This is a genomic window from Sphingomonas horti (assembly GCF_009753715.1).
In the GTDB taxonomy this organism is placed as follows: Bacteria; Pseudomonadota; Alphaproteobacteria; order Sphingomonadales; family Sphingomonadaceae; genus Sphingomonas_B; species Sphingomonas_B horti.
In genome coordinates this window covers 80,409-92,708 of the sequence record NZ_WQMS01000007.1, presented here as the reverse complement: position 1 = coordinate 92,708, position 12,300 = coordinate 80,409, and the positions used below count along the sequence as shown (strand labels likewise).

Sequence of the window (12,300 nt, the reverse complement as noted above, 5' to 3'; positions counted from 1 at the left end):
GGCCTACAGGCGGAACTCGACCCCGTCGCGGAGCCGCCGTTCCAGCGCCTTCTTCATCGGCTCGACATCGGCCGTGGCAACCGGAGCCGCCCGCGACAGCAGGACCGCGCAGGTGAGCGCCAGCGCGACGAACACGACGAGAACGAGCGAGATCCAGAGCATGTGCTTCTCCCGGCCGCACCATCGCATGATACGCGCGTTGGTTCCGCCGGCTGTGCTAAACGGCACAGGCAGAGCGACAAGGCTGATAGGTGGTTAACCGAAGCCCGCCGCAGGACAATCGCCAGGCGAGCCTAGGTTTTGGCCCTTCGCGCCCCCATCTATGCGCCTTCATGCCTTTTCCAGACCTTCCCCAGCAGCTCGCCGAAGCGCTCGCCGCGCGCGGCTATGAAAATCCCACCCCGGTCCAGACGGCCGTGCTCGAAGAGGGCGCGGGCGGACGAGACCTGATCGTCTCGGCCCAGACCGGCTCCGGCAAGACGGTCGCGTTCGGCCTCGCCATGGCGCCGGAGCTGCTGGACGCGGAAGGAGGCGCCGGCCGACCCGGCGCGCCGCTCGCTCTGATCATCGCGCCGACTCGCGAGCTGGCGCTGCAGGTCAGCCGCGAGCTGGTCTGGCTCTACGGCAAGACGGGCGCGCGCGTCGCCACCTGCGTCGGCGGCATGGATGCGTCGAAGGAGCGCCGCGCGCTATCATACGGGGCGCATATCGTTGTCGGCACGCCGGGCAGGCTGCGAGACCATCTCGAACGCGGCGCGCTGGAGCTCTCCACCTTGCGGGTAGCGGTGCTCGACGAGGCCGACGAGATGCTCGACATGGGCTTTCGCGAGGATCTCGAGCAGATCCTCGACGCGACCCCGGCCGAGCGCCGGACGCTCCTGTTCTCGGCGACGATGCCCCGGCCGATCGTCGCCCTCGCCAAACGCTACCAGCGCGATGCGCTGCGCATCTCGACGGTCGGCGAGGATCGCGGTCATGGCGACATCGAATACCAGGCGCTGGCGGTCGCGCCGCCGGACATCGAGCACGCCGTCGTGAACCTGCTGCGCCTGCATGAGGCTGAGACCGCGATGCTGTTCTGCGCGACCCGCGAGAATGTGCGGCACCTGCACGCGACATTGGTCGAGCGCGGCTTCGCGGCGGTGGCGCTGTCGGGCGAGCACAGCCAGAACGAGCGCAACGCCGCGCTCCAGGCGCTTCGCGACCGGCGGGCGCGGGTCTGCGTCGCGACCGACGTCGCCGCGCGCGGCATCGACCTGCCGACGCTGAGCCTCGTCATCCATGTCGAGCTGCCGCGCGACGCCGAGACGTTGCAGCATCGATCGGGCCGCACCGGGCGCGCCGGCAAGAAGGGCACCGCGGTGCTGGTGGTCCCGTTCCAGCGCCGCCGCCGGGTCGAGATGATGCTGCGCGGCGCCCGCATCCAGGCGCGCTGGATCGACCCGCCGACGCCGGAGGCGATCCGGCGCCAGGATCGCGAACGGCTGGTCGCTGCGCTGCTGGAGCCGGTCGAGATCGACGAGGAGGATCGCGCCATCGCCGCCCGTCTGATCGCAGAGCGCAGCCCGGAGGACATTGCCGCGGCGCTTGTCCGCGCGCATCGCGCTGCGCTGCCGGAGCCGGAGGAATTGCTGGGCACCGGCGCGCCGGCCGAACGTCGCGACGATCGCGGTCACCGCGCCGGATTTGATGATACGGTCTGGTTCCGGATCGATGTCGGCCGGCGCCAGAATGCCGACCCGCGCTGGATCCTGCCCCTGCTCTGCCGTCGAGGGCACATCACCAAGGCGGAGGTCGGTGCGATCCGCATCGGTCCGGCCGAGACCCAGTTCGACGTACCGCGCGCCGCCGCCGACCGCTTCGTCGCGTCCTGGAAGCGCACCGCCGGCAAGGGCGACGACGAAAGCAATATCGGGCTCGCGCTGGCCCAGGGGGCCCCGGCCAGGCATCAGCCGCCGCGTAAAACCTACAAGCCAAAACCCTTCGCGCATGGCAGGAAGCCGGCGCGGAGGGAAAAGGCATGAGCGAACGGTTCGAGCGGCACCGGCAGCCCTGGCGCCCGGACGAAATCCAGAAGCTTCACACGTTGGCGAAGAAGGGCATGGCGCTGAAGGCGATCGCCAAGGCACTGACCCGCAGCGAGGAATCGGTCAAGGACCGCGCCAAGCTCGACGGCCTGTCGATCGCGAAGCTGCGTTAGTCGAGCAGGCCGCGGACTTTCTCAAGCACGCTCCTGATACGACCCGCCGCTTCCTCGAATGTCGCGACTTCGGCGCGGCGGTTATTGCCGCGGGCCTCCTTCGCGGATTCGAGATAGCCTTCCAGGTCCGCCTCCAGCGCGTCGACGATGATCTCGGCTTCGTCCTCGGTCAGCTTCAGGTCGATCGATGTGGGCATGTGATCCTCTGCAAATCCGGTTTCAGCGGCTCATAACGCATGGGGTTGGGCCTGTGACCCCCTGATGCTAATGGCGCGCGTTCATGCTCAACCTGTCCGACATCACCGTTCGCCTGGGCGGGCGCACGATCCTCGACGGCGCCACCGCCGCGCTGCCGCCGAAAAGCCGCGTCGGGCTGATCGGCCGCAACGGCGCTGGCAAAACGACGCTGGTGCGCGTGATCGCCGGCATGCTGGAGCCGGACATGGGCGCGGCCGAAATGCCGCGGGGTGCCCGCCTCGGCTATATCGCGCAGGACGCGCCGGCCGGAAGCGCGACCCCGCTGGAGACGGTGCTCGCCGCCGATACCGAACGCGCGCGGCTGCTGGCGGAGGCCGAGACCAGCCACGATCCCGACCGGCTCGGCGAGGTCCATGAGCGGCTGAACGCGATCTCCGCCCATTCCGCGCCGGCTCGTGCCGCGCGAATCCTGGTCGGGCTCGGCTTCGACGAAGAGGCGCAGCAGCGTCCGCTCGACAGCTTTTCGGGCGGCTGGCGGATGCGCGTCGCGCTCGCCTCGCTGCTGTTCTCCGCGCCGGATCTGCTGCTGCTCGACGAGCCGTCGAACCACCTCGACCTCGAGGCCGTGCTGTGGCTCGAAGACTTTCTGAAATCCTATCCGGCGACGATCCTGATCGTCAGCCATGAGCGGGATTTCCTGAACAAGGTCGTCGACCACATCCTGCACCTCGATCGCGGCAAGCTGACGCTCTACCCGGGCGGTTACGACGCGTTCGAGCGGCAGCGGGCGGAACGCCAGGCGCAGCTCGCCTCCGCGCGCGCGAAGCAGCAGGCGGAACGCGAGAAATTGCAGGACTACATCGCCCGCAACTCCGCGCGCGCCTCGACCGCCAAGCAGGCCCAGTCGCGGGTGAAGGCGCTCGCCCGGATGCAGCCGATCGCAGAGCTGCTTGACGATGCCAGCCTCAGCTTCGACTTCCCGAGCCCGGCGGCGCTGCGGCCGCCGCTGATCACGCTCGACATGGCCGAGGTCGGCTATGGCGATACGGCCGTGCTGAAGCGGCTGAACCTGCGCATAGATCCGGACGACCGGGTCGCGCTGCTCGGCCGCAACGGCAACGGCAAGACCACGCTCGCGCGCCTGCTCGCCGCCCAGCTCGCGCCGATGGCGGGCGCGATGAACGCGTCGGGCAAGATGCGGGTCGGCTATTTCACCCAGTATCAGGTCGAGGAACTCGACTCCGCCGATACGCCGCTCGCGCATATGACGCGCGCGATGGGCGGAGCGACGCCGTCGGCCGTGCGCGCGCAGCTCGGACGGTTCGGCTTTTCAGGACCGAAGGCGACGACCGAAGTCGGCAAGCTGTCGGGCGGCGAGCGGGCGCGGCTGGCGCTGGCGCTGATCACCCGCGACGCGCCGCATCTGCTGATCCTCGACGAGCCGACCAACCATCTGGATGTCGACGCGCGCGAGGCGCTGATCCAGGCGCTGAACGGCTATTCGGGCGCGGTTCTGATCGTCAGCCACGACCGTCACATGCTGGAAATGACCGCCGATCGCCTCGTGCTGGTCGACCAGGGCATGGCGCGCGAATTCGACGGATCGCTCGACGACTATGTCGCGCTGATCCTGGCCGGCGATGCGGAGGAAAGCGGCAGGGCCGAAGCAAAGGCGAGCCGCAAGGACGCCCGCCGCGCCGCCGCCGAAGCGCGCGAGCAGACCAAGGCACTTCGGAGCCGGGTCAGGCAGGCCGAGGCCGAACTCGCCCGCCTCACCGCCGAGCGCAGCGCGATCGACCTCGCCATGTTCGATCCCAAGGCGGCCGACCCGAAGCTCGCAAACCGCTCGATGACCGAGTTGATGAAGCACCGCGCCGGGATCGAAGCGCAGATCGAGGCGGCGGAAGCCGCCTGGCTCGAAGCCAGCGGATCGCTGGAGGACTTGGCTGCCTAGATTGTCTGGTGCGGTCGAGAAACACAAAACACAGTATTCGCTAAGTACCAAGACGTACTAGTAACGCACTAAATTCCTGAAGCGTAAGAAGCATCGTCCAAGTGCGTTCCGCAGCGTACCGCTGCAACGCATGCGTGAGGGTGGACTACAATGATAAATCAATAGTTCGATTCCGTTTGCGTTCGCTAGACGCAAATTGGGCTTGGATTCCCAAACGGCTCATCTTAAAAACTAGTCGGCAAGAACAGTTGAGCTGGGCATGTACATCAATCAACTCTCCCATCTTCGCTGCCGATCGCTCGATGCTGGCAGGTATGCCGACGGCCAGGGTCTGTGGCTTGTCAAGCGCTCCAACGAGCGCGGAAAATGGGTGCTTCGGCTCTCAGTCTGGGGCACGCGCCGCGAAATGGGATTGGGCCGCTTCCCGGATGTCGGACTCGCCGAAGCGCGAGAGCGAGCGCAGGTTCAAAGGCGAGTGCTTCGCGACGGGAAGGATCCAATCGAAGAGCGGAGGGCGCAGCGGCGTGCCCGTCAGGTCGCTCGAGCGCCACTGACTGTGAAAGCGGCGGTTAGCGGCTGTTTTGAGGCCAGGAAGGCCCAGCTGAAGGGAGATGGCGACGCCGGGAGGTGGCTGTCGCCGCTCACAACGCACATCCTGCCGAAGATCGGCTCGTATCCAGTCGAAGAGATCGACCAACACGTGCTGCGGGAAGTCCTCGCGCCAATCTGGCACCAAAAGCCCGAGACGGCGCAAAAGGCTCTCAACCGCCTCTCGATAACGCTACAGCACGCGGCGGCGCTCGGCTTGAACGTAGACCTACAAGCAGCGATGAAGGCGCGGGCCCTCCTGGGCGCACAGCGGCACGTGACCAAGCATATCCCCTCGATGCCATATGCAGACGCGCCAAAGTTCTATCGATCGCTCGTGAAACAAGAAGGGGTCAGCGCTCGCGCGCTGCGTTTCCTCATCCTGACAGTGTGTCGGACCAGCGAGGTCCGCCTTGCGGTATTGAGGGAGATTGCAGGCGACGTGTGGACGCTTCCTGCGGAACGCACGAAGACTGGCCGATCTCGCCGCGTTCCGTTGGTGGCCGAAGCTAGGGCAGTACTCGCCAACTGCCCCACCCAGGGTCCTCTGTTTCCCGCATATAGGGGCAAGCCGCTCTCTGATATGGCCATGGCCAAGCTGATGACCGCGCGCGGGCTCGAAGCCAGGCCGCACGGATTTCGTGCAACTTTCCGGACCTGGGTCGAAGAGCAGACCGACGCTCCATTCGAGGTGAAGGAAGCCTGCTTGGGACATGCCGTCGATCTCGGCGTGGTCGGCGCCTACCAGCGGAGCGATCGCTTGGAGAAGAGGCGCACGCTTCTTCAGAGTTGGGAACGTCACTTGCTCACCGGATGAGCCTGCCCGCAATGCCTTGCGAGGATCGTCAGGCCTCACATTGAAATGCTGGCGCTCGGACGACCTCCTCCAGGTCGGCCGGTGAGCGCCTCCGGACGGACTTCGCACCGCACGGGAGCCGTTCAGTCGAAGCGGCTGCGGACGGCATTCCGTGGCCGCCCGCCAGTCCGCCGACTTTAGTATGCGATCTGGCCAATACCATGGTAGCAATAGCGCCCGCCGTCGCGGAAGCGCATGATAAGCTCCGGATTTGCGCAGCTTCCGTGGCTCCGATGGGAGTCGTTATATGAGCAGTAACAGCGCGGTGCGGCTGGGAAATTCGGAAATGGGCGAGGTCAGACATGCTTGCGCCTTTTTCAGCGGCTTCGAGGAAGCCTATCGCGTCCTGCTCCCATTTATCGAGGAAGGCTTCGACCGAGGCGACAGGGCCATTCACATCGTCTCGCCGGAAGACGAGGCGGAGCATCTTCAACGCCTCGCAGCGGTGGGTATCGATCCGGTCGCTTCCCGGGCGACCGGTCAGCTAGAGCTTCTTCACACAACGGATGTGTATCACCGTGGTGACTGCTTCGACAAAGATCGTATGCTGGAGACCTTCGAAGCCATCGCGTCCGCCAGCGCTGCGAGCGAATTTCCGATGAGTCGAATTGTCTGCAACATGGACTGGACCGGAGAAGATCGCCCCGAACACGAAGACTTGATCGAGTTCGAGGCAAGAGTGAACGACGTCTGGCGCCGTCATCCAGACGTGGTGATCTGTGCCTACGACCTCAGGACACTCACCGGAGACATGCTCATCGACATCATGCGCACTCACCCAATGGTGTTGATCGGCAATTCCCTGCAGCAAAACCCATTCTTCATCGAACCCGAGCAGTTCCTGCGCGAGCGAACTGATCGCTAGGGAGCGGGGCAGAGATGCTCGGAGAGATGGCGGGAACGCCTGACGAACGGGATGTTGGAGTCTCGCGCCTGCGGCGCACTCTGGGCGATCTCGTTGGGCTGACCGCTCTTTCCGCCGCTTGGAGTGCGGCAAGCGTCAATGAGACGGGCCGCATACTTTCTGAGGCCCTTCTGTCCACGCTCGGGCTCGACTTTGTGATAGTTCACTTCGAGGAGGTCGAGGACGAACGCCCGGAGCCGTTCGTGCTCGTTGGCGAAGGCCTTGCGGCCAGTCCCCGAAAGGTGCTCGACCAAGCGCGGGTCGCACTTGGCGCCACGTTCGACAGGCGTGCTTCGCTTCAAGCAGACTTTCTCGGAACCAACGTGTCTATCCTGGCGATGCCGCTCGGCCTTGAGAGCCGGCTGGGCACGATCGTGGTAGGAAGCACTCGCCCTCGATTTCCGGAACAAACAGAGCGCCTGCTGCTGAGCGTCGCTGCGAACCAGGCGCTTGTAAAGTTGCAGGACATATCGCTGCAATATGAGCAGCGCCGTCTTGCCCAGGAACTCGACCTCCGCGTGGCGCGCAGGACAGAGGAGTTAGCCGAGGCCAATGCCGCTCTGAGGATAGAAATCGGCCAACGACGGCAAGCCGAAGAGGCTCTGCGCGCAAGCGAACTCAGCGCGAATTCCTTGATCGAGAATATCCCAGGCCTGGTCGCTGTCCTTACGCCTGATGGACGGGTCGAGCGCGTCAACCGCCAAATCATGGACTATTGCGGGCAATCGCTAGAAGAGCTGCGTGACTGGGGCACGAACGGCACGGTGCATCCGGAGGATATGCCGCATGTCGCCCAGATATTCGGCGGGTCGATCGCGTCCGGTATCCCCTACGATATCGAACAGCGGCTGCGTCGCTTCGATGGCGAGTATCGCTGGTTCGCCAACCGCGGCCGCCCTTTGCGAGACGAGGCTGGCCGGATCGTCGCCTGGCACGTCTTGCTCAGCGACATTGATGATCGCAGGCGCGCCGAGCAGGCTTTGGCGACAAGTGAACGAAACCTGCGGGTCACGATCGACAGCATCCCGGCACTGGCCTGGTCGGCTCGTGCCGATGGAACTGCGGATTTCTTCAATCAGCACTACCTCAACTATGTCGGCCTGTCGGAAGAGGACGTCCGCGACTGGCAGTGGACGCGCGTCATCCACCCCGATGACCTCGACACCCTTGCGCGCGCTTGGGAGAGCTTCAGGGCAGTCGGCCGGGGCGGCGTGACTGAGGCCCGGGTGCGGCGGTACGATGGCGAGTATCGCTGGTTTTCATTTCGCACGAACCCTCTGCTTGAGGACGGGAAGGTCGTGAAGTGGTACGGCGTCAACACCGAGATCGAGGACAGGAAGCGGACTGAAGATGAGCTTGCCGCGCGCGAGCGCAAGCTTCGGGAAGCACACGATCATCTCAGCCAGGCGCAGCGCCTCAGCCATACTGGCAGCTTCACCACGCACGTGAACGCTGACAGGCACGTATGGTCGGACGAACTCTATCGGATTTTGGAACACAACCCGGAGGAGCCGCCTACTTTTCGTGTCTTCCGTGATCGAATCCATGGCGACGATCGGCCGCGGTTTGACGCGAGCTTCAGACAATCGCTCGATACACAGACCAACTTCGACGAGGTGTTCAGGATCATCACACCTAGAGGCAACACGAAGTTTCTGCACGCCGTTGCCCACTTCGCGCGCGAAGATGGCGATGGTCCGATTGTTATCGGCTCCATTCAGGACATTACGGAGACGAAGCATGTCGAAGAGGAGCTACGCCGTAGCGAATATCTCCTCGCGGCCTCAGAGCGGATCAGCCAAACCGGATCCTTCATTTGGGACCTCGTGAACGACACGGTCGTTTTTTCCGAGCAGATGCGGCGAGTCTGCGAGATTGATGGCAACTTGGAGGTAGTCCGGCCGGACCTTCGGTCGCTGTATCACCCGGACGACCTGCGGTTGGTCGATGATAAGATCGCCCGTGTCTCTCGAGGAGAGCAATGCCCGGAGAATGAAGAGCGATTGCTCATGGCCGACGGGCGTATCAAATACGTCAGCACCGCATTTCGTGTCGTACATCACGATGATGGTCGCCGAGAGTGCTTTGGCGTCGCGCAGGATGTCACTCGTCGCCGCATAGCCGAAGACGCACTCGACAAGGTTCGATCGGAACTCGCGCATGTCACAAGAGTGACCAGCCTTGGCGAATTGGCTGCATCGATCGCGCACGAGGTCAACCAGCCGCTCTCTGGCATAATCACCAACGCCAACACCTGCGTGCGGCTGCTGGCCATGGACCCCCCGGACGTTGAGGGAGCGATCAGGACGGCCCGACGAACGATCCGCGACGGCAACCGCGCTTCGGAAGTGCTCAGCCGGCTAAGAGGTCTGTTCCGGAAGCAGGATTACTTGCCAGAGTCGCTCAATCTGAACGACGCCGCGCAGGAAGTTATCAACATCTGCCGCCACGATCTTCAACGACGCGGCATAACGATGCAGTTCGAGCTCGATCCCGGGTTGCCGCCCATCAAGGGTGATCGCGTCCAGCTCCAGCAGGTCATCCTCAACCTTGTCCTGAACGCCGCGGATGCGCTGGAGGGGGTGGAGGACAGGCCCCGCCAGATCGCCATCCGGACTGAGTACTCGAACAAGTGCGCTGTGCAACTCGCCGTGGCCGATACCGGAATAGGCTTGCAGAGGGAGGATCTCGCTAGCATCTTCGATGCGTTCTACACGACCAAGCCGAATGGGATGGGCATCGGATTGTCCGTGAGCAGATCTATCGTGGAACGTCACGGAGGAACGCTCCAGGCAAGTTCGAATGCAGACGCCGGCAGCACCTTTGCCTTTTCCATTCCTTTTCCCTCCGCTGCCGCGGCCTAGGCCCACCCGTCCTAGCCAAGCGGGCGACCAGGCCTCACTCTCGGTGGAAAGCAAAGCTTGGGTGCGACGGCGTGCCGGGGACCCACTCCTGTCCGTGAGCAACCTAAGGGGAGAACTCTCCAGGTCTGACACGCGGGGCGGGCACCCGAGAGCTGCAGTATCAGGCGGAAAAGCTCCCGGATCGAACATCCAGAATGGACGCAGCGAAGGCCTGCGGAGCCTCCTGCGGCAGGTTATGTCCTATGCCGCCCCGGACCAGGCGATGCGCGTACAAGCCGGTGAACCTGGTTGCATAGCTCGACGGGTCCGGGTGCGGCGCTCCATTGGCATCGCCTTCCAGCGTGATCGTTGGGACCGAGATCGTGGGCGACGATGAAAGCCGCTGCTCGAGATCGTCATACTGACGTTCGCCGCCCGCCAAGCCTTGGCGCCACCTGTAGTTATGGATAACAATGTCGACGTGGTCCGGGTTGTCCAAAGCGGCTGCCGACCGCGCGAACGTCTCATCATCAAAGGCCCATCTAGGCGACGCCAGCTGCCAGATCAGGCGTGCAAAGTCGCGCCGATAGCGAGCATAGCCTTCGCGGCCTCGCTCCGTCGCAAAGTAGAACTGATACCACCATTGAAGCTCCGCAGCTGGCGGCAGAGGCATTTTCCCTGCAGCCTGGCTGCCGATCAGGTAGCCGCTCACAGATACCAAGCCGCGACACCGTCCAGGCCACAGCGCGGCGATAATGTCGGCGCTGCGCGCGCCCCAGTCGAACCCCGCGAGAATGGCCGACGGAATGGCGAGCGCGTCCATCATCGCAAGCGTGTCAGACGCAACCGCCGCAGGCTGGCCATTTCTCATCGTTGCGCTGGATAGGAAACGGGTTGGACCGAACCCGCGCAGGTAAGGGATGAGAACGCGACATCCGGCTGCCGCAAGCTCGGGAGCGACCTCGTCGAAGCTGTGAATGTCATACGGCCAGCCGTGAAGAAGGATGACCGGATCGCCGTCGGGCGGACCCGCCTCGGCGTAGGCGATGTCCAGCCCCCCAGCCTTGACGCTTTTCACCACAAAAGGCGGTGCCACCATGCTCTTCGCACCGTTCTCGATCGTCTTCGGGGACGAGGAGAATGCGGGGGAACTGGCCATGGCGGCACCAATCGCTACGGCACCTAACAAGTCGCGGCGGGTCGGATCGCCTTTCATCCCGTTTTCTCCCTAAAGCACCAGTCGGCTCTGCCCGGCGGCCGTTCTTGGCTGTCCATTCGAGACGCATTTGCCGAAAGATCGGACACGCAATGGCCCGCTACCATTATACGATGGTCTAGGTGCCGAGCAGCATGGGGCGGGCATTGCTCGGTCTCGCGATGAACCAATACCAAAGTAGCGATAGACCGGCACTCGCTTTAGACGCATCCTGTCCGGGCGTTCTGCAAGGCTGGAGGTGAAAAACTTCAAACCGCACTGACGCGATATGCGTCCGTCCACCGCATTTGGGCTGTCCATTCAGTCAGAGAGGTCGCGAGCCAAATGCCCGGTTCTCAAGCAGATGAGGACCATGAGGAACTGGAATGGACAATCGTAAGGTGATCGCGGTCATTGATGACGACGAGTCGGTGAGGGAGTCGCTTCCCGATCTCCTCCGCTCGTTCGGTTTCGACGCACGACCGTTTGCTTCCGCGGAGGCATTCCTGGAGTCCGTCGAGCTGGAGATCGCCGATTGTCTGGTGCTCGACGTGACGATGCCCGGGATGACGGGGCCTGGTCTGCAACAGGAGTTGGAGCGCCGCAGGCACGACATTCCCATTGTTTTCATCACCGCCCACTCGGACGAGAATGCGTGGCACTCGCTTCTCAGCAGCGGAGCTGCAGCATGCCTAATCAAGCCGTTCAGCGAAAGCGCCATCCTTGATGCTATCAGGGTCGCGCTGCGATCCGAATGAGGATTTGCCGATGTATGCACTTGCCGCCCATAGCAGGAGTATCGCTCACGCTTTCAGGACCGGTACGATGAGCACGCCCGATCCGAAGCCGACCGTCATCATTGTCGACGACGATGTGTCGATACGCGAGTCGCTGGAGCCGATGCTTGAACTTGCCGGCTGGACGATCCGGAGCTTCGATTCCGCGACTGCTTTTCTTGACTGGGTGGTGCCGGACGGCCCCAAATGTCTGCTGCTCGACGTGAGCCTGCCCGACCTTAGCGGTCTTGATCTGCAAGCCCTGATCGCGGATCGGCGGAGGGAGATGCCGATAATCTTCATGACCGGCTACGGCGACGTGCCGATGACGGTGCGCGCGATGAAGGCCGGCGCCGCCGAGTTCCTGACCAAACCGTTGGACGAGGAGGTGCTCCTGACGGCAATCGAGCGTGCTCTCGAGGCAAGCAGGATCGCGACCGACGAGCTGGCCCGCATCAAGGCACTCCAGGCTCGCTACGATACGTTGAGCCGGCGCGAAAAGGAGGTGCTGCACCTGATCGCGGCCGGCCTGCTCAACAAGCAGGTGGGCGGAGAACTCGGCATCAGCGAAATCACGGTCAAAGCCCATCGTGGGCGCGTCATGGAGAAGATGAAGGCAAGGTCCTTCGCGGATCTCGTCCGCATGACTGAGCAGCTCGGCGGGGCAACACACACGCCAAGCTAGCGAACGGCGGGCCAATTCTAAGGGTTGTCCTACACCAAGGTCCAATAGCGAGACGGACCTCGTTCGCAGAAGAAACGTGCACCGCCCGCCTTGAGGGGCAG

11 protein-coding genes are annotated in these 12,300 nt (G+C 63.8%); 8 read left to right on the top strand and 3 right to left on the bottom strand.

All coding sequences use genetic code 11. The annotated features are described in order from the left end of the window. Positions 1-3 precede the first annotated feature (3 nt). Entirely contained in the window at positions 4-162 is a 159-nt protein-coding gene (locus GON01_RS06640) for a hypothetical protein (protein WP_157026588.1), read from the bottom strand. 170 nt (positions 163-332) lie between these two features. Between GON01_RS06640 and GON01_RS06635 the strand changes: the two genes are divergently transcribed. Then, positions 333-2,024 (top strand): DEAD/DEAH box helicase, encoded by a 1,692-nt coding sequence (locus tag GON01_RS06635; protein WP_157026587.1) that lies wholly within the window; start codon positions 333-335, stop codon positions 2,022-2,024. After that, positions 2,021-2,200, top strand: coding sequence for a hypothetical protein (locus GON01_RS06630; protein WP_157026586.1), 180 nt, complete (start codon positions 2,021-2,023; stop codon positions 2,198-2,200). Before GON01_RS06635 ends, GON01_RS06630 begins: the two co-directional genes overlap by 4 nt. On the opposite strand, the gene GON01_RS06625 is transcribed toward GON01_RS06630, so the two are convergent. Further along, positions 2,197-2,397 carry a hypothetical protein gene (locus tag GON01_RS06625; RefSeq protein WP_157026585.1) on the bottom strand — a complete coding sequence of 67 codons (201 nt, stop codon included), beginning with the start codon at positions 2,395-2,397 and terminating at the stop codon, positions 2,197-2,199. The genes GON01_RS06630 and GON01_RS06625 overlap by 4 nt on opposite strands. 83 nt (positions 2,398-2,480) lie before the next feature. Between GON01_RS06625 and GON01_RS06620 the strand changes: the two genes are divergently transcribed. The 4 genes from GON01_RS06620 to GON01_RS06605 all read left to right on the top strand — a co-directional run bounded on the left by GON01_RS06620 (position 2,481) and on the right by GON01_RS06605 (position 9,564). Beyond that, on the top strand, positions 2,481-4,352 hold the full coding sequence (locus tag GON01_RS06620; RefSeq protein ID WP_157026584.1) for an ABC-F family ATP-binding cassette domain-containing protein: 1,872 nt from the start codon (positions 2,481-2,483) through the stop codon (positions 4,350-4,352). Between the two features lie 259 nt (positions 4,353-4,611). Continuing rightward, positions 4,612-5,757, top strand: coding sequence for a tyrosine-type recombinase/integrase (locus GON01_RS06615; RefSeq protein WP_157026583.1), 1,146 nt, complete (start codon positions 4,612-4,614; stop codon positions 5,755-5,757). Between the two features lie 286 nt (positions 5,758-6,043). Continuing rightward, positions 6,044-6,661 carry an MEDS domain-containing protein gene (locus GON01_RS06610; protein WP_157026582.1) on the top strand — a complete coding sequence of 206 codons (618 nt, stop codon included), beginning with the start codon at positions 6,044-6,046 and terminating at the stop codon, positions 6,659-6,661. A 14-nt stretch (positions 6,662-6,675) separates the two neighbouring features. Then, positions 6,676-9,564, top strand: a complete 2,889-nt coding sequence (locus tag GON01_RS06605) for a PAS domain-containing sensor histidine kinase (protein WP_157026581.1) — start codon at positions 6,676-6,678, stop codon at positions 9,562-9,564. Positions 9,565-9,724: 160 nt separating this feature from the next. On the opposite strand, the gene GON01_RS06600 is transcribed toward GON01_RS06605, so the two are convergent. Further along, complete coding sequence (locus GON01_RS06600) at positions 9,725-10,759, bottom strand: alpha/beta fold hydrolase (protein ID WP_157026580.1); 1,035 nt, start codon at positions 10,757-10,759, stop codon at positions 9,725-9,727. 365 nt (positions 10,760-11,124) lie between these two features. On the opposite strand from GON01_RS06600, the gene GON01_RS06595 reads away from it, so the two are divergent. After that, complete coding sequence (locus GON01_RS06595; RefSeq protein ID WP_157026579.1) at positions 11,125-11,496, top strand: response regulator; 372 nt, start codon at positions 11,125-11,127, stop codon at positions 11,494-11,496. Positions 11,497-11,563: 67 nt separating this feature from the next. Then, positions 11,564-12,199: a response regulator transcription factor gene (locus GON01_RS06590; RefSeq protein WP_198159797.1), complete on the top strand. Its 636-nt coding sequence runs from the start codon at positions 11,564-11,566 to the stop codon at positions 12,197-12,199. Positions 12,200-12,300: the final 101 nt, after the last annotated feature.